The organism is Streptomyces sp. NPDC007901 (genome assembly GCF_042959465.1).
GTDB lineage: Bacteria > Actinomycetota > Actinomycetes > Streptomycetales > Streptomycetaceae > Streptomyces.
The window spans coordinates 61,764-87,192 of record NZ_JBIBKW010000017.1; the positions used below are offsets into that span (position 1 = coordinate 61,764).

Here is a 25,429-nt window from a genome sequence, read left to right on the forward strand (position 1 = left end):
CCCGTCCGCACCCGGCCCGCACCCGGTTCTACCAGCGGTTCTCGACCTGGTCCTTGATCCGGCCGACGTACAGCTCACGGATCGCGGCGACGGTCTCGGAGGGCAGCTCCGGGAGCTTCGCGGCGGCCGCGTTGGCCCGGGCCTGCTCCTGGTTGCGGGCGCCCGGGATCACCGTGGTCACCCCGGGCTGCTCGATGATCCAGCGCAGGGCGAGCTGGGCCGGCGTGTACCCCTCGGGGGCGAGGGCGGCGAACTCGGCGGCGGCCTCGACGCCCGTCGCGTAGTCCACTCCGGAGAAGGTCTCGCCCTGGTCGAAGGCCTCGCCGTGCCGGTTGTAGGTGCGGTGGTCGTCGGCGGCGAAGACGGTGTCCTTGGTGTACTTGCCGGACAGCAGACCCGAGGCGAGCGGCACCCGCGCGATGATGCCGACGCCGGCCTCGCGGGCCACCGGGAGCACCTCGTACAGCGGCTTCATACGGAACGGGTTGAGGATGATCTGCACGCTGGCCACGCCCGGGCGGGCGATCGCGGTGAGCGCCTCCGCGCAGGTCTCCACGCTGACGCCGTAGGCGGCGATGCGCTCCTCCTCGACCATCGTGTCGAGGGCGTCGTACACCTCGTCCGAGGAGTAGACCGGGGTCGGCGGGCAGTGCAGCTGCACCAGGTCGAGGCGGTCCACACCGAGGTTGCGGCGCGACCGGTCGTTCCACGCGCGGAAGTTGTCCAGGACGTAGTTCTCCGGGATCTGGTCGACCCGGCGGCCCATCTTGGTGGCCACCAGCACGTGCAGGTCCGGCCGGCCACGCAGGAAGGTGGCGATGGTCTGCTCGCTGCGCCCGTCTCCGTACACGTCGGCGGTGTCGAAGAAGGTCACCCCCGACTCGGCCGCCGCCTCCAGCACGGCCAGAGCGTCCTTCTCGTCCACCTCGCCCCAGTCGGCGCCGAGCTGCCATGTGCCCAGGCCGACGACCGATGCCCGCTGTCCCGACCTGCCGATTACGCGTTCGTCCATGGCGCCAGTCTGTCATCCGCCACCGACAACGCTGTCACGGGCCCGAGCGACCGCCCCCACCGGTGAATCGTTCACTCAAACGGGTGATTGCAATCGACAGAAATCAGGAGTGCGTCAACCCGGACCTAGCGTGTCGGCGTGACTGACACTTCAGCGAACAACACGTCCTGGGGCGACGGCTGGAGCCGTCGGGCCTTTCTGCGGTCCGCCGCCGTGCTGGCCACCGTACCGGTGCTGCTGGCAGCCGATCCGGCCGAGGCCGCCGCCGAGTTGCCGGGCTTCCCGGCGGAGGTCGCGCTGTACCGCTCGGCCTATCGCAACTGGGTGGGTGAGATCACCGCGGACGGGCTGTGGGCCTGTGCCCCGGCCGACGCCGGCCAGGTGCTCGCGGTCGTCGACTGGGCCTGGCGGAACAGCCGGCGGGTACGCGCGCGGGGCGCCTCGCACGGCTGGTCGCCGCTGACGATCACGGAGGGGACGGCGGCCGACGACAAGGTCCTGCTCGTGGACACCACGGCTCAACTCACGGGCCTCTCCCTGGAGTCCGGTTCGCTGGTACGGGCCGGGACCGGGGCCACCCTGGAGGCCCTGCTCACCTTCCTGGAGGGCCACGGTCTCGGGCTCACCGCCGCGCCGGCGCCCGGCGATCTGACGCTCGGCGGCGCCCTGGCCGTCGACGCGCACGGCACCGCCGTACCGGCCGACGGCGAGGACCCGCTGCCCGGGCACACCTACGGCTCGCTGAGCAATCTGGTGGTGTCGCTGACCGCGGTGGTGTGGGACGAGGACGTGGGTGCGTACGTCCTGCGGACCTTCGACCGGAGCGAGGCGGACTGTGCGGCGCTCCTCACGCATCTGGGCCGCGCGCTGGTGACCGAGGTCGTGCTGCGGGTGGGGGCGAACAGCAGTCTGCGGTGCGTGAGCCGGACCGACATCCCGGCCGGCGAACTGTTCGCGGCGCCCGGTTCCGGCGGGCGGACCCTCGACGGCTTCCTGACGCGGTCCGGGCGGGTCGAGGCGATCTGGTTCGCCTTCACCGAGTACCCGTGGCTGAAGGAGTGGAGCGTCGCGCCGACCAAGCCGCTCGCCTCGCGGCACGTCACCTCGCCGTACAACTACCCCTTCTCCGACAACGTCCCGACCGTGGTCGCCGACCTGGTGGGGCGCATGGTGTCCGACGCGGCGTGGTACCTCGCGCCGGTGCTGGGGAACGCGCAACTGGACGTCGCGTCGCTCGGGTTGGTGACCACTCTGTCCGCGGACATCTGGGGGCCGTCGAAGAACACGCTGCTGTACATCAGGCCGACCACGCTGCGGATCAACGCCAACGGGTACGCGGTGCTGACGGAGCGGGGCGAGGTGCAGCGGGTGGTGCACGAGTTCACCTCGTTCTACCGGGAACGGCTCACCGTGTACGCGGCGTCGGGGCGGTTCCCGGTGAACGGGTCGGTGGAGATCCGGGTGACGGGGCTGGACGAGCCGGGGGATGTGGGGGTGACCGGGGCGCAGGTGCCGTCGCTGTCCGCGGTGCGGCCGCGGGACGGGGCCGACACGGCCGTCTGGCTGGATGTGCTGACGCTGCCGGGGACGCCGTATGCGGAGGCGTTTCTGCGGGAGTTGGAGAGGTTTCTGTTCGAGAGGTTCGAGGGGACTCGGGTGGAGTGGTCCAAGGGGTGGGCTTATACGGAGTCCGGTGTGTGGAGTGATGAGGAGGTGATCGGGGCGAGGATTCCGGATTCGTTCGGGGGTGCGGTGTGGGATGCGGCGGTGGGGGTGTTGGATCGCCTTGATCCGCATGGGGTGTTCGGCAATGGATTCTTGGATGGGGTGCTTGTGCGCCGTTGAGGTCTGCGGGTGGGTGGGGGCTGGTCGCGCCCACGCGGCGGAGCCGCACATTGATACAGCCCCGCGCCCCTGACGGGGCGCTCCGCGAACCGGCGTCTAGAAGTAGTGGCCTTCTTGCAAATCCGCGATCAGGCCGGGCTGTTCCGGTTCCCACCCCAGGAGCTTGCGGGTGCGTTCGCTCGACGTCGGGTTGTCGGCCGACGCCACCATGCCGAGCCAGCCGAAGTGGGTCTGGGCCTCTTCTGCCGGGATGCTCTTCACCGGTATGTCGAGGCCCCGGCCGATCGCCGCCGCTATGTCCCTGAACGGGACTTCCTGGTCGGCGGCGGCGTGCAGGCCGGTGCCCGCGGGGGCCGATTCGAGGGCCAGGCGGAACAGGTGGGCCGCGTCGAGGCGGTGTACGGCGGGCCAGCGGTTGGTGCCCTCGCCGATGTAGGCGGCGACGCCCGTCCGGCGGGCGACGTCGATCAGGCGGGGGACGAAGCCCTGGTCGCCGAGGCCGTGCACGGTGGGGGCGAGGCGGACCACGGAGCTGCGGACACCGCGCGCGGCCAGGGCGAGCGCGGCGAGGTCCGCGGCGCTGCGGTGGACGGCCGGTGCCGGAGTGTCCTCCTCGGTCGCCATCCCGCCGTTCGGGGCGAGCATGAGGGTTCCCGAGGTGACGACGAAGGGCCGGTCCGAGCCGGCCAGGGCGGTGCCGACCGCGTCGATCACACGGAGGTCGGTGGCCACGGGCCCGGTCATGTCGGGGAAGGAGTCGTGGTCGAAGGCGAGGTGGATCACGCCGTCGGTGCCGGCCGCCGCGCGTGCCAGGTCCTCGGGGTCGTCGAGGCTGCCGCGGTGCACCTCGGCGCCCGCCGCGGTCAGGGCCTCGGCGGACTTCTCGGAGCGGGCGAGGGCGAGGACCCGGTGGCCGGCGCCGAGGAGTTCGGGGACGACGGCGGAGCCGATGAAGCCGCTGCCGCCGGTGACGAATACCCGCATGAGGGGTGCTCCTTCGAGGGATGGGGTGGTGTCTCCATCGTTCGGCCGGCGGGTGTCGCGCGTCCAAAGCCTGTTTCGTACTACGCAATGCCTCCGAGGCATGAGTGCAGGTCGTTGTGCTTATGCTGAAGGCATGGCTGATGCGGCTCCCGCCCCCGATCTCGATCTCGATCTGCGGATCGTCCGGTACTTCACCGTCGTCGCCGAGCAGCGGCACTTCGGGCGGGCCGCCGGTGCCCTGCACATCACCCAGCCGTCGCTGAGCCGGCAGATCCAGCGCCTGGAGCAGGTGCTGGGCGCACGGCTCTTCGACCGCACTCCGCAGGGCGCCCGGCTCACCGAGGCCGGTGAGGTGTTCCTGCCGCGGGCCAAGGGGCTGCTGCGGGCCGCGGGCGAGGCCGCGGCCGTCACCCGGGCCGCCGCGGAGCCCAGCCGGATCACCGTCGGGTACATCAACGGAATCTTCGTCACCCCGGCCGTGCGCGATCTGCGCCGCCGCTTCCCCGACGCCGAGGTGCGCACCCTGCACCTCGACTGGGGCGAGCCGCGCGAGGCCCTGCTGGCGGGACGGGTGGACGCGGTGGTGACGCGGCTGCCGCTGCGCACCGACGGGCTGCGGGTGACGGTCCTCTACGACGAGCCGCGGGTCCTGGTCGTACCCCTGGACCACCGGCTCGCCGGGAAGGAGTCGGTCACGCTCGACGACTTCGCCGACGAGCCGCTGCCCCGGGGCCAGGACCCGCTCTGGAACGCGTTCTGGCGTGTCGATCCCCGGCCGGACGGCAGCCCGGCGCCCGGCGGTCCGCTGATCGACGCGGCGGAGGACAAGTTCGAACACGTCGCCGCCGGGCAGGCCGTGGCGATCGTGCCCCGGGTGCCCGGCATGTCCCTGCGCCCCGACCTCACCGCCGTCCCGCTGCACGGCATCGAGCCGAGCCATGTGGTGCTGGCGACCCGGGCCGGTGACAACAGCCGTCTGCTGGCCTCCCTCCGCAGGTCCGTCGAGGCGCTCCTGACCGCTCCGGAGCCCGGCTAGGGCGTCAACTGGGCCTGGACGGCCGGGCCGTAGCGGTCGGCGATGTCGGTGACCGCCGAGTCGCGCAGCCGCGGGCCGCGGGCGATGCCGTACATCACGCCCAGGCCGATGAGCTGGGCGACGGCGAGTTCGGCGCGCAGGCCGGGGTCCGGGCCGGTGAGCCGGGCGGCGAGGGCGTCGACCACGTGGGCGCGGAAGTTGGCGCGCAGCACGTCCCCGTGGTCGCCGTGCAGGGGTGCGAAGACGATCCGCAGCAACGGGTCGGCGCCGCGGTCGCGCTGGCTCTCCAGGACGTACCGGACCATGTGCGGGCCGAGGCGGTCCAGGGGCGCGTCGAGCAGGGCGGCCGCGTCGGTGTCGAAGGACATCACCCGGGCGAACAGGCCGTCCTTGTTGCCGAAGTACTTGAGGATCAGGGGCGGGCTGACCCCGGCGCGTTCGGCGATGTCCTTGAGGGTGATGTCGGCGTGCGCGTGCCGGGCGAGGAGATGGCGGGCGGCCTTGAGGATGGCCGCCTTGGTGGCCTCCGCGTCCCTGCGGGCGGGCGCGGCGGGGAGGCCGGGTCGGGTGCTCACGGCACTCATGCTCCCTCCAGCGCGTCGTCGCGCACGCCCTCGGTGCGGTCCTGGGCACGCGGGGCGTCGTCGGCAGCCCGGTCCTTGTCTCCGGGGATGGACAGGGCGGCGGCGCCGGCCGCGAGCGCGATGACGCAGGCCATCGCGAACGCCAGCAGATAGCCGTGCAGGGTGGGGATCGCGGTGGAGCCGACGAGGCTGGTGTGGTGGGTGAGCACGGCGGCGACGGCGGCGCTGGAGGTGGCCTGGCCGATGGTGCGCATGAGCACGTTGACGCCGTTGGCGGAGGCGGTCTGGCTCGCCGGGACGGCCCGCAGGATCAGCGTGGGCAGCGCGGAGTAGGCCAGCGTGGTGCCGGTGGCGACGACGGTGGCGCCCAGGATGATCATCCAGAGGTCGCGGCTGTCCGCGATGCGTACGACGTAGCCGCAGGCGATGACGGCGGCGCCGAGGGCGAGGGTGATGCGCGGGCCGCGGGAGGCCGAGATCCGGGCGGAGACCGGGGAGAACAGCAGCATGGTGACGCCGCCGGGGAGCAGGCAGAGGCCGGTGGCGACGATGGACAGACCCAGGCCGTACCCGGTGGCCTTCGGCGCCTGCACCAGCTGGGCGGTCACCAGGGAGTTGGCGTAGAAGGCGAACCCGGTGAGCAGGGCGGCGACATGGGACAGGCCGACCCGGGGCCGGGTGACGAGGTGCAGGTCGACCAGTGGCTGCTCGGTGCGCAGCTGCTGCCACCACCACAGGACCAGGACGAGGATCGCGGCGGCGAAGAGTCCGAGGACGCGCGGGCTGGACCAGCCCCACTGGCCGCCCTGGGAGACGCCGAGCAGCAGACAGGTCAGTCCGACGGCCAGACCGAGCGCCCCGAGCACGTCGAACCGGCCGGACTCGCGCACGGGCGACTCCCTGACCGCCCACCAGACGGCCGCCACGCCCAGCGCGCCCAGGAGGCTGGTCAGCCAGAACATGGTGTGCCAGTCGTAGTACTGCACGACCAGCGCGGCCAGCGGCAGGCCCAGCGCGGCCCCGATGCCGACGGTGGAGCTCATCAGCGCCACCGCCGACCCCCGGCGCTCCGGCGGCAGTTCGTCGCGCAGGATGCTGATGGAGAGGGGGACGACGGAGGCGGCGGCGCCCTGGAGCGCGCGGGCGACGATGAGCACGGTGATGTCCGAGGACAGCGCGCACATCACGGAGCCGACGGTCATCAGCGCGAGGGCTCCGGTGAGCACCCGGCGCTTGCCGTACATGTCACCGGCCCGGCCGAGCACCGGGGTGAGGACCGCTCCGGAGAGCAGGGTCGCGGTGACGGTCCAGGAAACGGTGCCGGCCGAGGAGTGGGTGAGGCGGGGCAGGTCGGGCAGCAGGGGGACGACCACCGTCTGCATGACGGCCATCAGGATGCCGCCGAAGGCCAGTACCGGGATGGTCAGCCGTTGCCGCAGCGGGCGCGGTGCGGCGGGCGAGCCCGAGGGGCCGGCTATCGGGACGGGCTGCTCCATCGGCGCTCCTGCGGACGGCATGGATAAGTAGGTGAATATGAATTCACCCTACCGGGTGAATGACCTTTCACCTACCCGGCATGCCGCCGGACGGCCGCTACGACCGGGCGTGCAGGGCCCGTGCCGCCCGCGGCCCGAGCCACCGCTTGAACCGGCGCAGCACCTCCAGCCGCCCGGCCGCCTTGTCGATGCCGTAGTAGAGCTGCGGCGGCACGTAGGGCAGCAGGGGCGAGTGCCGCTGGCCGAGCAGGGCGAACATGCGGTGCGGGGGCAGGTCGATGTAGCGGGGCAGCTGCTCGTACCACTGGGCGCTGAGGCGGGCGGCGCTCTGGGCGGAGAGCAGTTCGGCCTTGCGCCGCCGTTCGTAGGCGGCGAGCGCCTGGGGTACGGCGCCGTGCTCGCGCAGGGTGTCGGCGAGGCACATCGCGTCCTCCAGGGCGAGGGTGGTGCCGGCGCCGATGGAGTAGTGGGTGGTGTGGGCGGCGTCGCCGAGCAGGACGAGGTTGCCGTGGTGCCAGCTGCGGTTGGTGAGGGTGCGGAAGGCGGGCCAGGCCGCCGTGGCACCGCCGATCAGCGCGTGGCCGTCGAGGATTGCGGCGAACAGCTTCTCCAGCAGGGCCAGTTGGTCGGCCCCGTCCATGACGTCGAGTCCGAGGCCGGTCAGGGTGTCCGGGGCGCACTCGATGACGCAGGTGCTGTGTTCGGCGTCGTACGGGTAGCCGTAGCACCAGACCCAGCCGTGGTCGGTCTCGACGAAGGCGAAGGTGAAGGAGTCGAAGACCCTGGTGGTGCCGAGCCACAGGTAGTGGTTGCGGCCCTCGGTGGTCTCGGTGCCGAAGGCGTCGGCGTGCCGGGTGCGCAGGGCGCTGTGGATGCCGTCGGCGGCGACGACGAGGTCGGCCTCGGGGAGGCGGTCGGGCGTGATCTCGTCCTCGAACTCCAGGCGCACGTCCAGGGACCGGGCGCGGTCGGCGAGGATCTCCAGGAGGCGGTGGCGGCCGATGCCGTGGCCCGGGTCGCCTGGCTGCCGGGTGATCCGGTCGCGGACGTGGGCGACGCCCTGGTGCCAGCGCACCGAGCTCTCCTCGATCGCGCGCGCCGACTCGGGGTCGAGCGCGTGCAGCCGGTCGAGCAGGGCGCGCCAGTAGGTGACGCCCCAGCCGTAGGTCGAGCCCTCGGGGTTGCGTTCGTGGACGGTGATGTCGTGGGACGGGTTTTGCCGCTTGAGCAGGATCGCGAGATACAGGCCGGCGGGCCCGCCTCCGACACAGACGACCTTCACGCACACACCCCTGGATTTCACCGAACGTGGTCAATTGGCACCGCAGGGTAGCAGCGCGGGTGAGCCCGGCCGGGTTTGCGAATCGCGCCAGATTGACGCCGTGAGCCACGCCACCCGGACGGCGGACCGCCGCGAAAGATCGACGAAAACCTCCTCGCCAGAGCAAGGAATTGCCCGTTCCGGGAGTGGCGGACCCCTCGCCTCAGCAAGATCATCTTCGTTCAATCTTGTATGACATGTAGTCAATTGTCCTGATCGTAGCCAACCCGATCCGGGCGATTTCTCCCGCTCCGGAACCGGCGGATAGGCATACGGGGTCATCACCCGCACCCACCACAGGAGCATCCGCATGCCCGAACTCACCCGCCGTCGCGCGCTCACCGGGGCGGCCGTCCTCGCCGCCGCGGCCGGCGCCCCGACCCTTGTCGCGCCCGGCGCATCGGCGGCCGGTCACTCGCACGAGGGATCTCTCGAACCCTTCGACGAGGTCTACCGGGGCCGACGGATACAGGGCCGCCCGGCCGGCATGGGCGGCATGGGCGGACACCACCACGGACACGGCGCCGGCTACGCGGTGTTCGTCGACGAGGTCGAGCTGCACGTGATGCGGAACGCCGACGGCAGCTGGATCAGCGTGGTCAGCCACTACGACCCGGTCGCCACCCCGCGCGCCGCCGCCCGTGCCGCGGTCGACGAGCTGCAGGGCGCCGCGCTGCTGCCGTTCCCCGCCAACTGACCGCCCCCGCAAGGACTTCCGGAGTTTCGAAGCACATGACCGTACGCAAGAACCAGGCCAGTCTGACAGCCGACGAGAAGCGGCGGTTCGTCGCCGCCGTCATCGAGCTGAAGCGCAACGGCCGTTACGACGACTTCGTGCGCACGCACAACGCCTTCATCATGTCCGACACCGACGACTCGGAGCGCACGGGCCACCGTTCACCGTCGTTCCTGCCCTGGCACCGCAGATTCCTGCTCGACTTCGAGCAGGCGCTGCAGGCGGTGGACCCCTCCGTCGCGCTCCCCTACTGGGACTGGAGCACCGACCGGACCGTCCGGGCCGCGCTGTGGGGCCCTGACTTCCTGGGCGGCACCGGGCGCAGCTCGGACGGGCGGGTGACGGACGGGCCGTTCGCCGCGTCCGGCGGGAACTGGCCGGTCAACGTCCGCGTGGACGGCCGTACTTATCTGCGCCGGTCGCTCGGGACGAGCGTGCGCGAGCTGCCCACCCGGGCCGAGGTCGACTCGGTGCTGAACATGGCGACCTATGACATGGCCCCCTGGAACAGCGCCTCGGACGGCTTCCGCAACCATCTGGAGGGCTGGCGCGGGGTCAATCTGCACAACCGGGTCCATGTCTGGGTCGGCGGGCAGATGGCCACCGGGGTCTCCCCCAACGACCCGGTGTTCTGGCTGCACCACGCCTTCGTCGACAAGCTGTGGGCCGAGTGGCAGCGCCGGCATCCGCAGGCGGGGTACGTGCCGGGCGGCGGCACGGCGGACGTGGTGGACCTGGACGAGACGATGAAGCCGTGGAACGACGTGCGGCCGGCGGATCTGCTCGACCACACGCGGTTCTACACGTTCGACGTCTGAGCCGTCCGGTCAGGCCTCGGCCGTGCGGCACTCCGGGTGGCCCCAGCCCTGCGCGTTCTTGGCGATGGACTCGCCCGCCGCGTAGGAGCGGCCGCACAGGCAGCGGCCGGGGAACTTGGCCTTGAGGGTGCGGGAGGAGGACCCGCCCGCCGTCTTGCGGGGTGCCGCCTTGCGGCGCGGGGCCGAGGCCGCGGGCGTCGGGGACGACGGCGGTTCCGGGGAGCCGAGCGCACTGCTCGCGGCCTCCTGGACCGTCGCCGCCTGGCTGGCCGCCCGGTCGGCGAAGTCGTTCAGCGGGTCGCCGTCGACCTGGTGGGCGGGGACATAGCGGAAGTCGACCGTGCGGCCGTCGAGAAGTTCGTCGATCCGGACCACGAGGTCCTGGTTGGCGACCGGCTTGCCCGCGGAGGTCTTCCAGCCGTTGCGCTTCCAGCCGGGCAGCCAGGTGGTGACCGCCTTCATCGCGTACTGCGAGTCCATCCGCACCTCGAGGGGCACGTCCGGGTCGGTGGCCGCCAGCAGCCGCTCCAGGGCGGTCAGTTCGGCCACGTTGTTGGTGGCCTTGCCGAGCGGCCCGGCCTCCCAGCGGGCCGGAGTCGCCGCGTCGTCGGACACCACCCAGGCCCAGCCGGCCGGTCCGGGGTTTCCCTTAGAAGCCCCGTCGCACGCGGCCACCACTCGTTCACGCATGGCCCCGATCATGCCACGGCCGGGCGCCCCGCCCGGCCGTGGCCCCGCGTCCGCCCTGGTCAGACGTCCTTGACCTGCGGCATCTCACCCTCGGTGGTCGTGATGTCGATCACCGAGAAGTTGGCGCCCTGCGGGTCGCTGAGCGCCGCGAACCGGCCGAAGGGGCTGCTCATCGGACCGAAGCGGAGGATCGCGCCGAGCTTGGCCGCCTTGGCGACGGCCTCGTCGCAGTCGGCGACGGTGAAGTAGACGTTGATGTACGAGGGCGCCTCGGGCGGGAAGTCGTCGGTCATCCGCATCCGGCCGAGGACGGTCTGCTCGCCGAGGTCGAACATCCGGAAGTCGACGTTGTCGTCCTCGATCTGCTTGGCCGTGTAGGGGAAGACGGCCCGGAGGAAGGGGTCGGCCTTCTCCGGCTCACGGGTGAACACCTCGGCCCAGCAGTAGGCGCCGGGCACGGCCGTGGCCTCGAAGCCCTCGTGGACACCGCCCTGCCAGATGCCGAACACCGCGCCGCTGGGCTCCCGGGCCAGGCACATGGTGCCGAACTCGCCGACCTGCATCGGCTCCATCAGCACCTCGCCGCCGTTCTCCCGGATCCTCGCGGCGGTCGCCGTCGCGTCGGGCGAGGCGAAGTAGAGGCACCACTGCGACTGCCCCTCCTGGCCGGGCATGGGCGGCACCACGGCGGCGACGGCCTTGCCGTCCGCGTACGCCTGGGTGTAGTTGCCGTACTCCGACGTCGACTCGCCGAAGGTCCAGCCGAGGACCTCGCCGTAGAAGCTCTTGGCCCCCTCCAGGTCGCTGAACATCGCGTCGGCCCAACAGGGGGTTCCTTCAGGTTGTACCGCCATGGCCGCGACCCTTCCGATCGAGCGGATTCTCCCGCTTCCTCACGCTAGCCACCGGGCCGTCCGCCCCGCGCGCCGAACGCCGGACTCCGGCGGACACTGGGGAGGGGGTCGGCGGCCTTCGGCGGACGGGGCGCGAGATGGCGGACATGATGCGGGCGTGGTCGGTGGTGCGGCCCGGGATGGTCGAGGCGGATCTGCTCCGCCTCGTCGAGCGTCCGGTGCCGGTGCCCGGGGCGGACGAGCTGCTGGTCCGGGTGCGGGCCTGCGGGGTGTGCCGCACCGACCTGCATGTCACGGAGGGTGATCTGCCCGTGCACCGGGCCGGGGTGACCCCGGGGCACGAGGTGGTGGGCGAGGTCGCGGGCGCGGGCGACGCGGTCACCGGCTTCGCGGTCGGCGACCGGGTCGGGGTGGCCTGGCTGCGGCGCACCGACGGGACGTGCGGGTACTGCTTGCGGGACGCCGAGAACCTGTGCCCGCACTCGGAGTACACCGGCTGGGACGCCGACGGCGGGTACGCCCAGTACACGACGGTCCCGGCCGGCTTCGCCCACCGGCTGCCCGACGGCCTCGACGACCTGGCGCTCGCACCGCTGCTGTGCGCCGGGATCATCGGGTACCGCGCGCTGCGCCGGGCCTCGCTCCCGCCGGGCGGGCGGCTCGGGCTGTACGGCTTCGGGGGCAGCGCCCATCTGTGCGCGCAGGTGGCGCTCGCGGAGGGCGCGCGGGTGCATGTGCTGACCCGGGGTGCCGAGGCCCGGCGGCTGGCCCTGGAGCTGGGCGCGCACTCGGCACGGGACGCCTACGAGGTGCCGCCCGAGCCGCTGGACAGCGCGATCCTGTTCGCGCCGGTCGGCGATCTGGTCCCGGTCGCGCTGCGCGCCCTGGACCGGGGCGGGGTGCTGGCGGTCGCGGGCATCCACCTCAGCGACGTACCCCCATTGAATTACGAACGCGAACTGTTTTACGAACGTGAGCTGCGGAGTGTCACCTCGAACACCCGTGCCGACGCGCGGGAGTTCCTGGCGCTCGCCGAGCGGTACGACCTCCACGCGACCACCCACGCCTACCCGCTCTCGGAGGCTCCGAAGGCCCTGCGGGACCTCAAGGAGGGCCGCTTCGACGGGGCTGCGGTGCTGGTGAACGACCTTTCCTGAGTCCAACCCCGCGCCCGCCCGGGCACGAGAGCGAGCCACCGGCGCGCGATCTCGCGTCGCGCCCCTTTCCCCATCGGACAACGGGTTTGCGCAACTCGGGCAAACATCCGCCCCGTTCGCGCCGTACCCGGAGATCACCGGGGCTGTTTGGCTTGTCGGTGCGCATCACCACCTCGCACCCCACCGACCTTCAGGGTCACCGTCGTTCACCTCTTGGCTGGAGGGAAAGTGTCCACACCGGACAGCGTCATCGGTTCCGCCGTCGACGAGCCCGAGCCGGATCCCACCACCGACCGGCAGCTCACCAGTCTGAGCACCCGGGCGGCACGTCAGCTCGCCACGACCACCAAGTCCGAACCGCAGATGCAGGCCATCACGTCGCGATGGCTGCTCAAGACACTGCCGTGGGTGGACGTCAAGGGCGGCACCTACCGGGTGAACCGGCGCCTCCAACTGCGCACCGGGCGCGGCCGGGTGAGCTTCGAGCAGAACGGCGGGAACGACATCCGGGTCATCCCGCAGACCCTCACCGAACTGCCCATCCTGCGCGGCTACGACGACCTGGACGCGCTCACCGAGATCGCCGGCCGCTTCCGGGCCCGTGAAGTGCGCGCCGGCCAGGTGCTGTTCGAGGCGGGCCAGCCGGTCACCGAGACCTATCTGGTGGTGCACGGCCGGTTCACCCGGTACGCGGCCGGCAAGTACGGCGAGGAGGAGGTCGTCGGGGTCATCACCGACGGCGACCAGATGGGCGACGAGGCGGTCGGCCAGACCGACCCGCTGTGGCTGACCTCGGTTCGCGCGGAGACCCCGGGCGTGGTGCTGGCCCTGCCCTGGTCGGTCGTCGAGGAGGTCATCGACCGGGTCCCCTCGCTGGGCGCCCACCTCCAGGCGTATGTGGACCGACAGCGGCTGCCGATGAACCGCAAGGGCGAGGCCGAGGTCCCGGTGCAGGCCGGCCACAGCGGTGAACCGACCCTGCAGGGCGGCTTCGTGGACTACGAACTCGCGCCGCGCGAGTACGAGTTGTCCATCACCCAGACCGTGCTGCGGGTGCACACCCGGGTCGCCGACCTCTACAACCACCCGATGGACCAGACCCAGCAGCAGCTGCGCCTCACAGTCGAGGAGATCCGCGAGCGCCAGGAGTGGGAGCTGGTCAACAACCGCGAGTTCGGACTGCTGCACAACATCGACTACGGGCAGCGGATCAGCTCCTTCACCGGACCGCCCACCCCGGACGACATGGACGAGCTGATCTCCATGCGCCGCAAGACCAAGGTGCTGCTGGCCCATCCCAAGGCGATCGCGGCCTTCTTCCGGCAGTGCAACCGGCGCGGCCTGGTGCCCGGTACGGCGAACGTGGACGGGCACGAGATCCCCGCCTGGCGGGGCGTCCCGATCTACCCGTGCAGCAAGATCCCGATCAGCGACGACCACACCAGCAGCATCATCGCGCTGCGCACCGGCGAGGGCGACCAGGGCGTCGTCGGCCTCTACCAGACCGGTATCCCGGAGGAGTTCCAGCCCGGCCTCAACGTCCGCTTCATGGGCATCAACGAGCAGGCCGTCATCAACTACCTGGTCAGCGCCTACTACTCGCTCGCCATCCTGGTCCCCGACGCGGCCGGGATCCTGGAGAACGTCCAGCTCGGCCGCACCGCCGACTGACGGCCTGGAGCACATCCATGACCACGACCACCACCTCCTACGTCCTGCCCGGGCCGCCGAACATCGCGGAGCGCCTGCGCCCGGCCCGGCGCACCGGGGCGGTCCCCGGACTGCACTACCGGCCGGCCGTGCCCGCCGACCCCGAGAAGGCCGCCGAGCTCGACCGCCGCCTTGAGGCCTGGGCCCGGGAGCTCGACCTGTTCCCCGAGGCCTGGAAGGGGGACTTCTCGGACTTCCAGTTCGGCCGGGCCGTCGTCCTGCAGCATCCGGGCGGGCTCGACCTGGACCGGCTCACCGCCGCCGGCAAGCTGCTGCTCGCCGAGAACATCGTGGACTCCTGCTACTGCGAGGAGGACGAGGGGCGGGGCGGCTCGCGGCGCGGGCTCGGCGGCCCGCTGATCATCGCCCAGTCGGCGCTCGACCCGTACCACGGCATCCCGGAGATCGAGGAGGAGTGGCGCGAGGGCATCGCGGCCGACGGTCCACTGCGCTCCTACCACTTCGCGCTCTCGGACTTCGCCGAGTTCGCCACGCCGAGCCAGACCGACCGGTTCGTGCACGACATCGCGCGGCTGCACCTCGGGTACCTGGGCGAGGCCGCGTGGATGGAGTCCGGGTACGTGCCGCGGGTCTGGGAGTACCTGGTGATGCGGCAGTTCAACAACTTCCGGCCGTGTCTGTCGATCGTCGACGCGGTGGACGGCTACGAACTGCCCGAGCAGCTCTACGCCCGCCCGGAGATCCAGCGGATCACGGCCCTGGCCTGCAACGCGACCACGATCGTCAACGACCTGTACTCCTTCACCAAGGAGCTGGCCAGCGACCCGGATCACCTCAACCTGCCCCAGGTGGTGGCGGCCAACGACCGGCGCGGGCTGAAGGCGGCCTATCTGAAGTCCGTCGACATCCACAACCGGATCATGGCGGCCTTCGAGGAGGAGTCGGCGGCCCTGTCCGTCGGCTCCCCGCTCGTCGCGCGCTACGCCGAGAGCCTGGCCGCCTGGGTCGCCGGCAACCACGAGTGGCACGCCACCAACACCAACCGCTACCACCTGCCGGACTACTGGTAGCTCCTGAGCCACATCCGAAACACCGTCAGAAACACGTCGAGGAGAACCTGTTGACCACCGCCCCTGTCGCCCGGAAGAAGACCACCACGTCAGCCCCGGTGCCGACCCAGTCCAGGTACCAGAACCGCGTCGCGGACTACTGGAATGCCGAGGAGAACCCGGTCAACCTCGAACTCGGAAAGATCGACGACCTGTACCACCACCACTACGGCATCGGGGACGCCGACTGGTCGGTGCTCGACGAGACCGACCCCGAGCTGCGCAAGGAGCGCGTCACCGGCGAACTGCACCGTCTGGAGCACGCCCAGGCCGAACTGCTGGCCGGTCACCTCGGCCCGCTCACCCCGGCCGACCGGGTCTTCGACGCCGGCTGCGGCCGGGGCGGCGGCAGCATCGTGGCGAACCTGCGCTACGGCTGCCAGGCCGACGGGGTCACCATCTCGGCCAAGCAGCACGAGTTCGCCAACGACATGGCCCGCAAGCGGGAGGTCGGCGACAAGGTCCGCTACCACCACCGGAACATGCTGGACACCGGCTTCGAGACGGGCGCGTACGCGGCCTCGTGGAACAACGAGTCCACGATGTACGTCGAGCTGGAGCTGCTGTTCGCCGAGCACGCCCGGCTGCTGCGCCGCGGCGGCCGCTATGTCACGATCACCGGCTGCTACAACGACACCTACGGCCGGGCCTCGCGCGAGGTGTCCCTGATCAACGCGCACTACATCTGCGACATCCACCCGCGCTCGGAGTACTTCCGGGCGATGGCGAAGAACCGGCTGGTGCCGGTCCATGTGGAGGACCTCACCCAGGCGACCATCCCCTACTGGGAGCTGCGCAAGCAGGCCGAGCACCTGGTGACCGGCATCGAGGACGCGTTCCTCACCGCGTACAAGAACGGCAGCTTCCAGTACCTGCTGATCGTGGCCGACCGGGTCTGACCCGGCGGGGTCCGCGCGCGGGGCGGTGTCCGGACACCGCCCCGCGTCCGCGCGCGGTCACTCGCCCGCGTACGCCCTCTCCAGCGCGGCGATGTCGAGCTTGCCCATGGCGTACATCGCCCGGGTGGTGCGCGCCGCCTTCTCCGGGTCGGCGTCGCCGATCATCTCGATCAGGCCGTCGGGGATGACCTGCCAGGACACGCCGTACCGGTCCTTGAGCCAGCCGCAGGGGCCGGGTTCGCCGCCGTTCTCGGTGAGCTTGGCCCAGTAGTGGTCGACCTCCTCCTGGCCGTCGCAGTAGATCTGGAAGGAGATCGCCTCGCTGAACTTGAACTGCGGGCCGCCGTTGATGGCGACGAACTTCTGCCCGTTGGCCGTGAAGTCGACGGCCAGCACGGAACCCGGCTCTCCCGGTCCGGCCTCGTTGTACCGGCCGACCTTCCCGACGCTGGAGTTCTTGAAGATCGACACGTAGTAGTGGGCGGCCTCCTCGGCCTGGCCGTCGAACCAGAGACACGTGGTGAATCCGTCGGTGGTCATGAGCACCTCCTGGGGCGGGGAACGCGGTCATGTGTACCGACCGCCGCGGGGCCGGAAACTCATCGGTGGCCCGCCTACGATCCCGACCATGACCTCTTCGCCGGACATCCGCCCCTTCCGCGTCTCGATCCCGCAGAGCGACCTCGACGATCTCCACGACCGCCTGGACCGCACCCGCTGGCCGGCCGAGCTGCCGGGTGCCGGGTGGGAGTACGGCGTTCCCACACCGTATCTGCGGGAGCTGGCCCGGTACTGGCGGCACGAGTACGACTGGCGGGCGGCGGAGGCGCGGCTGAACGCCTGGCCGCAGTTCACGACCACGATCGACGGCGCCGACGTGCACTTCGCCCATGTCCGCTCCGCCGAGCCGGACGCCACCCCGCTGGTCCTCACCCACGGCTGGCCGGGCTCGATCGTGGAGTTCCTGGACGTGGTCGGGCCGCTCACGGATCCGGCGGCGCACGGCGGGGATCCCGCCGACGCCTTCCATGTGGTGCTGCCGAGCATCCCGGGCTTCGGCTTCTCCGGTCCGACGACCGAACCCGGCTGGGAGGCCGGACGGGTCGCCGACGCCTGGGCCGAGCTGATGCGCCGGCTGGGCTACGAGCGGTTCGGGGTGCAGGGCGGTGACTGGGGCGCGGCGATCTCCCGCGAGGTGGGCCGCGCCCATCCCGAGCGGGTGATCGGCGTGCATCTCAACCTGCTGCCGGGCGCCCAGCAGGCCACCGAGCCCACGGCGGCGGAGCTGGCCGTGCTCTCCCCCGAGGAACAGGCCAACACCTGGGACTCGTGGCGCCGTTGGGAGGCCTGGACGAAGGAGAGCACCGGGTACGCGGTCCTGCAGAGCACCCGCCCGCACACGCCCGGCTACGCGCTCACCGACTCGCCGGTCGGGCAGCTCGCCTGGATCGTCGAGAAGTTCCGGGAGTGGACGGACTCCGAGGAACTGCCGGAGGAGGCGGTGGACCGGGACCGGCTGTTGTGCAATGTGATGCTGTACTGGCTCACCGGTACAGCCGCCTCCTCCGCCCGGATCTACTACGAGCGGGCCCACGCCACCGGCCCCCGCGCCACCGCGCCCACCGAGCCGTCGACGGCGCCGACCGCCCTCGCCCTGTTCCCGGCCGAGCCCCAGCGGCCGTTGCGGCACAAGGCGGACCGCACGGAGCACATCGTGCGCTGGACGGAGTTCGACCGGGGCGGGCACTTCGCGGCGATGGAGGAACCGGACCTGCTGGTGGGCGATGTCCGGGCCTTCTTCCGGCAGTTGCGGGAGCGGAGCGCGCGCTGAACCGCCCTCAGGCGGCCAGGCACAGGCCGTTGTAGGGCCTCGGCACGGAGCGGACGGCCGTGGTCCTGCGGGCGAACTCGGTCTGGACCCGGGACAGCAGACTTCCCAGGTCGAGGCCGAGGGCGTGGGCGGCGGCCGCGAGGACCTCCGAGGAGGCCTCCTTGCGGCCCCGCTCGACCTCCGACAGATACGGCAGGGAGATCCGGGCGGCGTCGGCGACGTCCTTGAGGGTGCGTTCCTGGGTCAACCGTTCGTGCCGCAGGACGTCTCCGACCAGGTCGCGCCAGAGCGGCTCCCTGGGGTCGGCGGACGACTCCTGCGGACGCAGCGGAAGGACGGGGGCGTGGTTCGGCGGTTGGCTGCTCACCCCCTCAGCCTAAAAGCAGTGGCCCACGCGGGAGGGAAATCGGCATTCTCTCCCGCATGGAAGCGTATGAGTTCAGCGGAGAACGGCAGGAACTGCGGGTCACCTTCGACGAGGACGCCGAACTGTACGAGCGGGCGCGGCCCCGCTATCCCCCTTCTCTCGTGGCGGAGCTGGGACGGGTCACCGGCGCCGCACCGGGAGTCCGCGTCCTGGAGATCGCGCCGGGCACCGGCCAGCTGACCGTCGAGCTGGCCGGGTTCGGCTGTGCGGTGACCGCCGTGGAGATGGGCCCGTCGATGGCCGCTGTCGCCCGCCGGCGCCTGGCGGGGTTCCCGGAGGTGGGGGTCGTCACCGCCGCCTTCGAGGAGTGGGAGCTGCCGCCGGAGCCGTTCGACGCGGTGGTGTGCGCGACCGCGTTCCACTGGATCGACCCGGCACTCCGGGTCACGAAGCCGGCCCGCGCGCTGCGCCCCGGCGGTCTGCTCGCCGTCGTCACCACCCACCATGTGGCGGGCGGCACCGAGGACTTCTTCGCCGACGTCCAGGAGTGTTACGAACGATGGGATCCGGCCACACCGCCCGGGCTGCGCCTGTCCCCCGAGTCCGCCGTCGCGACCGACACGGCCGAGTTCACCGGCTCCCCGTACCTCACGGACGTCACCGTGCACGGCCACGCCCAGGAGATCACCTACGGCACCGACGCCTACCTGGACGTCCTGCTCACCTACTCGAACCACCGCGCACTCCCCGAGCCCGCCCGGAACGGGTTGCTCGCCGACATCCGGGAGCTCATCGAGTCCCGCTACGACGGAGTCGTCACCAAGCGCTACTGGCACGAGCTGATCACGGCTGTACGCGTCGGGGAGGCCGACAAGTGAGCCGCTGATTTTCCGCCACGCATGCGGACGGGACGCATGCGCGGCGTCACCCCGGGTACCCGACCGTCAAGCACGCATGGGATGTCCGGTTCCGGGTACCCGGTCCAGGGGCGAAACCCTGGACAGGGCCGGAACGAGAGGCCGAAGAGGCAGCCGTCGAACCGTGACTTGGGAGAGGGAAATGGATACCTCCGGGATCCGGTCGGAAGCAGTGGTCACCGCGCACACCGCGGAGGAGCTGCCAGCGGAGGGAGCCCTGCCCGGAATCGAGGACCCGAAGTCCGTGGCCCCGCGCGACGCGCGGGAGTTGTCCCGGCAGTTCTTCCACCGGCTCGCCGAGGTGGAGGAAGGAACCCCGGAGCACCAGTACGCCCGGAACACGCTCATCGAGATGAACATGTCGCTGGTGCGGTTCGCGGCCGGACGCTTCCGCAACCGGGGCGACGACATGGAGGACATCGTCCAGACCGGCATGATCGGCCTGATCAAGGCCATCGACCGGTTCGAACTGTCGCGCGAGGTCGAGTTCACCTCCTTCGCACTCCCGTACATCGTGGGCGAGATCAAGCGGTTCTTCCGGGACACCACCTGGGCGGTGCACGTACCGCGCCGGCTGCAGGAGCTGCGCGTCGAGCTGGCCAAGGCCCGCGAGGAGCTGTCCAGCCGGCTGGACCGGGAACCGACGGTCGTCGAACTGGCCACGCTGATGAACCTGTCCGAGGACGAGGTGGTCGAGGGCCAGCTGGCGTCCAACGGCTACAACTCCTCCTCCCTGGACGCCGCCCTGACCGGGGACGGGCCCGAGGACGGCGAGTCCGTGCTCGCCGACTTCATCGGCGTCGAGGAGGACGGACTGCGGCTCGTCGAGGACTTCCAGTCGCTGGCCCCGCTCATGGCCGAACTGAGCGAACGCGACCGCGAGATCATCCATCTGCGGTTCGTGGAGGAAGCCACCCAGGCGGAGATCGGCGAGCGCCTCGGCTGTTCCCAGATGCATGTCTCCCGGCTGATCAAGCGGATCATCACACGCCTGCGTCAGGGGATGCTGGGCGAACTCGGCTGCGCCTGACGGCAGGACTCCGGGCGCTGCCCCGCACCGGCGCGTGGGGCGGCGCCCGTGGTGTGCGCGAGGGTCGGTGAGCACGAGGATCGGTGCGGTGACGGGGTCAGTGCGGGAAGCGCACCAGCGCACGCACCCGCTTGCCCACCGGCACCCGCTCGGCGCTGACCTCGGTGGCCAGGGCGTGCACGATCTCCAGGCCGTGCCGGCCGACCCGCTCGGGGTCCCTGGGGAAGCGGCGGGGCAGCGCGGCGCTGCTGTCGTACACGGAGACCAGGACCGCGCTGTCCGTGCCCTCCAGTTCGAGGATGTACGGTCCGTTGCTGTGCCGGTCGGCGTTGGTGACCAGCTCGCTCACCACGAGGAGCAGCTCGCCGTCGGCCCGGGGGTCGATCGCGGCGCACCACTCGGTCCTGAGCTGTTCCAGGAAGCGGGCCGCGAAGTCCCGAGCCTCCGCTATGCAGCCGGGTTCGCCCGTGTAGTGCGCCGCCCGCCGCAGCGGCTCCACGGGTACGTCGAAGCCAGTCGGTATCACTGCCCCGCCCAGGTGTTCGGTCATGCGTGTCTCTCTCGGAGGCCGGTACGGCCGGTCGCTGTTGCATCCATGCTCGTACCCCGAGTGCGGTCGGGCAGTCCCGGGAGGTGTTCGCCGATCGCGCACAAGAACGTCGCGCTTCTCACACCGGCGGGGATTCGGTGGCCGAGCCGGGCGGGATTGCCGGGGATTCAGGGGCGGCGGAGGTCACCGCGGACTCGGGACCGGGCGACGCCGGGGACGGCGGCCCCTCGGAGGGCGGCACCTCGGACTTCGGGGACTTCGGAGACTCCGGGGACTTCGGGGACTCCGGGGACTTCGACCCCGGCTCGGTCGCCGGCGATTCGGACCCCGGTGACTCGGTCTTCGGTGACTCGGTCTTGGGCGATTCCGTCTTCGGTGACTCCGACGAAGGGGCCTGCGACGAAGGCGGCGCGGAAGACGGCGGCTCGGAGGACGGCGACTGGGACGAGGGCGACTTCGAGGACGGCGGTGGTGAGGACGGGGAGTGCGAGTTCGACGACGGCGAGTGCGACGACGGCGAGTGCGACGACGGCGAGTGCGACGACGGCGAGTGCGACGACGGCGAGTGCGACGACGGCGAGTGCGACGACGGGGACGAGGGGGACGACGAGCCGGTGCCGGGGCTCGACGGGCGCGAGGGGCCGGTGGAGGCCGGCGGATACATGGGGTTCGGGTCGGCCGGAGGCCTGGTGCGGTGGTCCTGGTGCCCGGTGTGGTCGCCCCGGTGGCGGCCGAACCAGTCGTCGTGCCGGTGGTCGAAGATGACGAAGACGTTGATGACCTGCGCGGCGGGTGCGACGACGACCACGTTCGCGGGCCGGTACGCGGGCCAGGCGGCGCCGGTGGTCCGGGGGGTGGTCCGCTGGGCGACCGGCGGGGTCAGCGGGTTGCCGCAGGCGCACCGCACGCGGGGCACGCCGTGCCCGTCGACCAGGACGGCCGTACCGGACTGGAGGACGGACTGGTAGGTCGTCGCGCCGCCGTCGCGGTAGCCGTGGGCGGTGACCCGGGTGTCCGCGCGCAGCTGCACGGGGGTGAGCGAGCGCAGGTAGGCGGGGACGCCGGAGGGCTGGACGCCGACCTGCGAGGCGAACGCCTTGTTGCGCGGGGGCGAGGCCTGGAAGTACTTGATCTGCTGCTCGACGTCGCAGCTGCCGCTGTTCTGGGTGCCGCTGTACAGGCCGGGCGCCGCGCCGCTCACCCCGCGCACCTGGTTCGCCGGAGCCCCCGAGACCACCGGCGCGGCCGGGGCGGGGGACTCCGAGGTCGCGGAGTTCTTTGCGGCGGTGGACCCGGTGAACGGGTCCTGGCCCGCGCTGTTGGCGGCCTGCAGGAAGACCTCGCCGCGCTTGCCGGTGCCGCTGCCCGCACGGGTGAGGACCACGGCGAGGACCACGGCGACCACCACGGCGGTGGTGAGCATGGCGATCCGGGGAGCGGACCGCCACCACGGCCGGTGCGGCCGTCCGCCCTCGCCGCCTCCGCCGGTGGGCGGCTGCGAGGGGGGTCCGGCCGGTGGTCCGGAAGGTCCGGACAGCGGGCCGGAGGGAGGCCCTGTGGGGCGGCCGGATGACGGCGGTTGGACGCTCACGCGCTCATCTCCCCGTTGCGATAAACGGCATTTGCAAAAAATGCCTCATTTGATGCACAACGAGCCCAATGTGCGCCGGTCCGGTACCGTCCGCAAGCGGACGCGGACGGCTCACCCGGCGGGCGGGGCGTCCGGCGGTTGCCTAGCGTGACAACGTGAGCCCCCGAATCGCCTCGGAGCGGCCGGTGGCCGCGCCGGTCGCCCGCGCCGTGGCCCGGCACGGCTGGCCGCTGGCCCTGGCCGTGGTCCTGGCCGCTCTGGTCGCCATGGCCGTGGTGGCCGCCGGGGGGCTGTGGGCGGCGGGCGCGACGGACCTGCCGAAGGGCGCGTTCGGGCCGGTGGTGCTCGCGACCGTGGTGACGGCGGTCGGCGGCACGGTCGAGCTGTCGGGGAACGCGGGCGAGCTGGCCCGGACGAACGCCGGGCTGACCGCCGTACCCCTGTCGGTGACGCTGGTCGGGGCGCTCGTGGTGGCCGGGGGTTTCCTGCGGCCGCTGCGGCATCGGGCGGTGGCCGGTGCCCGGGAGCTGGCCGGGTGGGCGGCGCGGCTGGCGGTGCTGTGGCTGCTCGCGCTGATCGGCCTCGCGCTCGGCGCCCGGCACACCTTCACGGTGAACGTGGGCAGCGGCACCCTGAGCGAGGTCACCGACCTCCTCGACGCCTCGCCGAGGGTGGGTTTCACCACGGATGTGCCGCTGACCGTCGTGTTCGGGCTGCTGTGGCTGGCCGGGATCCTGCTGCTGGCGCTGCTGGTGTCGCGCGGGGCGCCGCTGCCCGGGCGGCTGCTGCGCTTCCAGGCGTCGGTGCGCCCGGCGGCGTACGCGATGGTCGTGCTCGTCCTGGCGTACGTGGCGCTGGCGCTGGTGATCGCCCTGGTCACGATGGTGACGCGCGGGCAGGCCAGGGAGACCCTCGCGCTGGTCCTGCTCGGGCTGCCCAACCTGGCGTGGCTGGCCCTGACCCTGGGTCTCGGCGCCACCTGGGACGGCAGGGTCGACGGCCCGTTCGGCCTGCCGGTGCCGAAGGTGCTCGCGGAGGTGCTGCGCGCCCCGGACGTCTCCACCCTGAACGTGCGCACCCTGGCGGCCCACGACGGCAGGGCGTGGTGGCTGGTCGGCGTGGCCGCAGTGCTGCTGCTGGCGGCCGCCTTCCTGATGGTGGTGCGCTCCCCCGCCCGCATCCGCCCATGGCGGCACGCGCTGCATCTGGCGATCGCCCTCGCGCTGACCATGCTGACGCTCTGCCTGACCGTCCGGGTCTCCGCCCACTACGGCCTCTCCCTGCTCGGCCTCGGCGACCTGGGCGGCGGTCTGTCGGGCGAGGTGCTGCTGCGGCCGCACCTGTGGTCGGCGGTGGGCCTTGGCGCGCTCTGGGGGCTGGGCGCCGGGTTCCTGGGCGCGTCGGCGGCCCGGCGGGTGAGCCGGCGGGGCGAGGTGGCCGCCTAGCGGTCCCGCAGGACGGGTTCCGCCCAGGGCGGCGGGCGGGTGACCGGCCGCCGCTCCTCCGGCGTGGCGGCCGGTGTGGCGGTGCGCAGGGCGGTGACGAAGGCGAGGCAGGAGTCGTAGCGGTCGTCGGGGGACTTGACGAGGGCCTTCGCGAGGACCTGGTCCACGGCCGGGCCGAGGTCGGGGCGGGCCGGGGTGAGCGCGGGCGGCTCGTCGTACTGGTGGGCCCAGAGCACGGCCATGTCGTCGTCGCGCACGAAGGGCGGACGGCCCGTCAGGGTCTCGTGGACGACACAGGCGAGGCCGTACTGGTCGCAGCGGCCGTCCACCGGGCGGCCCGCGATCTGCTCGGGTGCCACGTAGTCGAGGGTGCCGACCAGCTGGCCGACGGAGGTGAGGCCGGTCAGGGACAGGGACTTCTTGGTGAGGCCGAAGTCGGTGAGGTAGACGTGCTCGGGGTGGTCGCTGTCGGGGCCCCGGGCGACCAGGATGTTGCCGGGCTTGACGTCCCGGTGGACCAGGCCGTGGTCGTGGGCCGCGTCCAGCGCGGACGCCACCTGGGTGGCGATCCGCACGGCCACCGCGAAGGGCAGCGGGCCCTTGCGGTCCAGGAGTTGACGCAGGTCGCAGCCGTCGACGCAGCGCATGGCGATGTACAGGACACCGTCGGCCTCGCCGGCCTCGTAGACCGGCACGATGTGCGGGTGGTCGATGGCGGCGGCCGCCCGGGACTCGTGGATGAAGCGCTGCCGGAAGGTGTCGTCGCGGACGAGTTCGGGGGTGAGCAGCTTCAGTGCCACCGTGCGGTCCAGGCGCGGGTCGTGGGCGCGGTACACGACGGCCATGCCGCCGCGGCCGAGCCGGCTCCCGATCTGATAGCCGGCGATCTCCTTGCCGGCCAGGTCGGCGAGCGCCGGCGCGCCGCCGCCGGTCATCAGCGCTCTCCGTCGGGGGTGACCACCCGGGTCGGGTAGTGGCCGGGGCCGTCGCTGCCCGGCTCGGCCCGGTCGGTGACGTACGTGGTCAGCCGTCGTCCGTCGCCGTACAGCCAGCGGCCCTCGGCGGGGTCGTACAGCCACACGGACTCCCCGTCGACCACCACGCCGATGCGCAGCCCGTGCGTGCGGTCCCGGAAGGACTCGCCGTCCAGGGCGCCGCCCGCCAGCTCCTCGACGGCGGCGTTGTAGTCGGCCAGGGCGCGTTCGGCGCGGGCCAGCAGCGGGCGGGGGTCGGTGGCCTCGGTGGACAGGCCGCCGGTGAGGGGCGGGTCGTGGGGTACGGCGACGAGGTAGCGGCCGTCGACCCAGGCGGCCCAGCCGTTGGCGCAGCTGATGTGCGCCCAGTCGCCGCGCCGCTCCACCAGTTGCACCGGCAGCAGCGGATCGAGGGGCACCGTGGGCCGGGCGGGGTCGGGGGCCTCCCAGGCGGGCATGCCGTCGGCCGGGACGACATGGGTGGGCCGGAATCCTGGCGTCGTCGTCATCGC

24 protein-coding genes and 1 pseudogene are annotated in these 25,429 nt (G+C 72.0%); 12 read left to right on the forward strand and 13 right to left on the reverse strand.

Features of this window, described 5'->3' with window-relative positions:
* Positions 1-28: 28 nt before the first annotated feature.
* Positions 29-1,012 carry an aldo/keto reductase gene (locus tag ACFZDK_RS39905; RefSeq protein WP_390980050.1) on the reverse strand — a complete coding sequence of 328 codons (984 nt, stop codon included), beginning with the start codon at positions 1,010-1,012 and terminating at the stop codon, positions 29-31.
* A 138-nt stretch (positions 1,013-1,150) separates the two neighbouring features.
* Between ACFZDK_RS39905 and ACFZDK_RS39910 the strand changes: the two genes are divergently transcribed.
* Positions 1,151-2,857: a cholesterol oxidase substrate-binding domain-containing protein gene (locus tag ACFZDK_RS39910; protein ID WP_390980052.1), complete on the forward strand. Its 1,707-nt coding sequence runs from the start codon at positions 1,151-1,153 to the stop codon at positions 2,855-2,857.
* Between the two features lie 96 nt (positions 2,858-2,953).
* Here ACFZDK_RS39910 and ACFZDK_RS39915 read toward each other — a convergent pair whose 3' ends face one another.
* Positions 2,954-3,841 carry an NAD-dependent epimerase/dehydratase family protein gene (locus tag ACFZDK_RS39915; protein ID WP_390980054.1) on the reverse strand — a complete coding sequence of 296 codons (888 nt, stop codon included), beginning with the start codon at positions 3,839-3,841 and terminating at the stop codon, positions 2,954-2,956.
* Positions 3,842-3,974: 133 nt separating this feature from the next.
* On the opposite strand from ACFZDK_RS39915, the gene ACFZDK_RS39920 reads away from it, so the two are divergent.
* Entirely contained in the window at positions 3,975-4,877 is a 903-nt protein-coding gene (locus ACFZDK_RS39920; protein ID WP_390980056.1) for a LysR substrate-binding domain-containing protein, read from the forward strand.
* Here ACFZDK_RS39920 and ACFZDK_RS39925 read toward each other — a convergent pair.
* The 3 genes from ACFZDK_RS39925 to ACFZDK_RS39935 form a co-directional block, all read right to left on the reverse strand.
* Positions 4,874-5,461 (reverse strand): TetR family transcriptional regulator, encoded by a 588-nt coding sequence (locus ACFZDK_RS39925; RefSeq protein WP_390980057.1) that lies wholly within the window; start codon positions 5,459-5,461, stop codon positions 4,874-4,876. The genes ACFZDK_RS39920 and ACFZDK_RS39925 overlap by 4 nt on opposite strands.
* Complete coding sequence (locus ACFZDK_RS39930) at positions 5,458-6,957, reverse strand: MFS transporter (RefSeq protein WP_390980059.1); 1,500 nt, start codon at positions 6,955-6,957, stop codon at positions 5,458-5,460. Before ACFZDK_RS39930 ends, ACFZDK_RS39925 begins: the two co-directional genes overlap by 4 nt.
* 97 nt (positions 6,958-7,054) lie before the next feature.
* Complete coding sequence (locus ACFZDK_RS39935; RefSeq protein ID WP_390980332.1) at positions 7,055-8,245, reverse strand: FAD-dependent monooxygenase; 1,191 nt, start codon at positions 8,243-8,245, stop codon at positions 7,055-7,057.
* Between the two features lie 343 nt (positions 8,246-8,588).
* Between ACFZDK_RS39935 and ACFZDK_RS39940 the strand changes: the two genes are divergently transcribed.
* Positions 8,589-8,975, forward strand: a complete 387-nt coding sequence (locus tag ACFZDK_RS39940; RefSeq protein WP_390980061.1) for a tyrosinase family oxidase copper chaperone — start codon at positions 8,589-8,591, stop codon at positions 8,973-8,975.
* A gap of 35 nt (positions 8,976-9,010) precedes the next feature.
* Positions 9,011-9,832, forward strand: a complete 822-nt coding sequence (locus ACFZDK_RS39945) for a tyrosinase family protein (RefSeq protein WP_390980063.1) — start codon at positions 9,011-9,013, stop codon at positions 9,830-9,832.
* A 9-nt stretch (positions 9,833-9,841) separates the two neighbouring features.
* On the opposite strand, the gene ACFZDK_RS39950 is transcribed toward ACFZDK_RS39945, so the two are convergent.
* Both ACFZDK_RS39950 and ACFZDK_RS39955 read right to left on the reverse strand, forming a co-directional pair.
* The gene (locus ACFZDK_RS39950; protein WP_390980065.1) at positions 9,842-10,534 is read right to left on the reverse strand and encodes an RNase H family protein; all 693 of its coding nucleotides are present in this window, start codon (positions 10,532-10,534) and stop codon (positions 9,842-9,844) included.
* 47 nt (positions 10,535-10,581) lie between these two features.
* Entirely contained in the window at positions 10,582-11,376 is a 795-nt protein-coding gene (locus ACFZDK_RS39955; RefSeq protein WP_390980067.1) for a VOC family protein, read from the reverse strand.
* Positions 11,377-11,525: 149 nt separating this feature from the next.
* Between ACFZDK_RS39955 and ACFZDK_RS39960 the strand changes: the two genes are divergently transcribed.
* From ACFZDK_RS39960 to ACFZDK_RS39975, 4 genes are all read left to right on the forward strand, one after another.
* Complete coding sequence (locus tag ACFZDK_RS39960) at positions 11,526-12,533, forward strand: zinc-binding alcohol dehydrogenase family protein (protein ID WP_390980334.1); 1,008 nt, start codon at positions 11,526-11,528, stop codon at positions 12,531-12,533.
* 228 nt (positions 12,534-12,761) lie between these two features.
* Entirely contained in the window at positions 12,762-14,204 is a 1,443-nt protein-coding gene (locus ACFZDK_RS39965; protein WP_390980069.1) for a family 2B encapsulin nanocompartment shell protein, read from the forward strand.
* 17 nt (positions 14,205-14,221) lie between these two features.
* Positions 14,222-15,274, forward strand: coding sequence for a family 2 encapsulin nanocompartment cargo protein terpene cyclase (locus ACFZDK_RS39970; protein ID WP_390980071.1), 1,053 nt, complete (start codon positions 14,222-14,224; stop codon positions 15,272-15,274).
* Positions 15,275-15,324: 50 nt separating this feature from the next.
* Positions 15,325-16,212 carry a geranyl diphosphate 2-C-methyltransferase gene (locus ACFZDK_RS39975; protein ID WP_390980073.1) on the forward strand — a complete coding sequence of 296 codons (888 nt, stop codon included), beginning with the start codon at positions 15,325-15,327 and terminating at the stop codon, positions 16,210-16,212.
* 57 nt (positions 16,213-16,269) lie between these two features.
* On the opposite strand, the gene ACFZDK_RS39980 is transcribed toward ACFZDK_RS39975, so the two are convergent.
* Complete coding sequence (locus ACFZDK_RS39980) at positions 16,270-16,752, reverse strand: VOC family protein (protein ID WP_390980075.1); 483 nt, start codon at positions 16,750-16,752, stop codon at positions 16,270-16,272.
* 88 nt (positions 16,753-16,840) lie between these two features.
* Here ACFZDK_RS39980 and ACFZDK_RS39985 point away from each other — a divergent pair, with 88 nt between their 5' ends.
* Positions 16,841-18,043 carry an alpha/beta fold hydrolase gene (locus ACFZDK_RS39985; RefSeq protein WP_390980077.1) on the forward strand — a complete coding sequence of 401 codons (1,203 nt, stop codon included), beginning with the start codon at positions 16,841-16,843 and terminating at the stop codon, positions 18,041-18,043.
* Between the two features lie 7 nt (positions 18,044-18,050).
* On the opposite strand, the gene ACFZDK_RS39990 is transcribed toward ACFZDK_RS39985, so the two are convergent.
* Positions 18,051-18,410 carry a helix-turn-helix domain-containing protein gene (locus tag ACFZDK_RS39990; RefSeq protein ID WP_390980079.1) on the reverse strand — a complete coding sequence of 120 codons (360 nt, stop codon included), beginning with the start codon at positions 18,408-18,410 and terminating at the stop codon, positions 18,051-18,053.
* Positions 18,411-18,466: 56 nt separating this feature from the next.
* Between ACFZDK_RS39990 and ACFZDK_RS39995 the strand changes: the two genes are divergently transcribed.
* Together ACFZDK_RS39995 and ACFZDK_RS40000 are read left to right on the forward strand one after the other, a co-directional pair.
* Complete coding sequence (locus ACFZDK_RS39995) at positions 18,467-19,288, forward strand: methyltransferase domain-containing protein (RefSeq protein ID WP_390980081.1); 822 nt, start codon at positions 18,467-18,469, stop codon at positions 19,286-19,288.
* Between the two features lie 181 nt (positions 19,289-19,469).
* The gene (locus tag ACFZDK_RS40000; protein ID WP_390980083.1) at positions 19,470-20,357 is read left to right on the forward strand and encodes a SigB/SigF/SigG family RNA polymerase sigma factor; all 888 of its coding nucleotides are present in this window, start codon (positions 19,470-19,472) and stop codon (positions 20,355-20,357) included.
* A gap of 97 nt (positions 20,358-20,454) precedes the next feature.
* Here ACFZDK_RS40000 and ACFZDK_RS40005 read toward each other — a convergent pair whose 3' ends face one another.
* Together ACFZDK_RS40005 and ACFZDK_RS40010 are read right to left on the reverse strand one after the other, a co-directional pair.
* Positions 20,455-20,907, reverse strand: a complete 453-nt coding sequence (locus ACFZDK_RS40005; protein WP_390980085.1) for an ATP-binding protein — start codon at positions 20,905-20,907, stop codon at positions 20,455-20,457.
* Between the two features lie 382 nt (positions 20,908-21,289).
* Positions 21,290-22,498, reverse strand: a pseudogene (locus tag ACFZDK_RS40010) (DUF6777 domain-containing protein); the annotation flags it as partial.
* A gap of 155 nt (positions 22,499-22,653) precedes the next feature.
* Between ACFZDK_RS40010 and ACFZDK_RS40015 the strand changes: the two are divergent.
* Positions 22,654-23,943: a streptophobe family protein gene (locus ACFZDK_RS40015; RefSeq protein WP_390980087.1), complete on the forward strand. Its 1,290-nt coding sequence runs from the start codon at positions 22,654-22,656 to the stop codon at positions 23,941-23,943.
* On the opposite strand, the gene ACFZDK_RS40020 is transcribed toward ACFZDK_RS40015, so the two are convergent.
* The gene (locus tag ACFZDK_RS40020) at positions 23,940-24,878 is read right to left on the reverse strand and encodes a protein kinase (RefSeq protein WP_390980089.1); all 939 of its coding nucleotides are present in this window, start codon (positions 24,876-24,878) and stop codon (positions 23,940-23,942) included. The genes ACFZDK_RS40015 and ACFZDK_RS40020 overlap by 4 nt on opposite strands.
* Complete coding sequence (locus ACFZDK_RS40025; RefSeq protein ID WP_390980091.1) at positions 24,878-25,426, reverse strand: hypothetical protein; 549 nt, start codon at positions 25,424-25,426, stop codon at positions 24,878-24,880. Before ACFZDK_RS40025 ends, ACFZDK_RS40020 begins: the two co-directional genes overlap by 1 nt.
* Between the last annotated feature and the right edge of the window lie 3 nt (positions 25,427-25,429).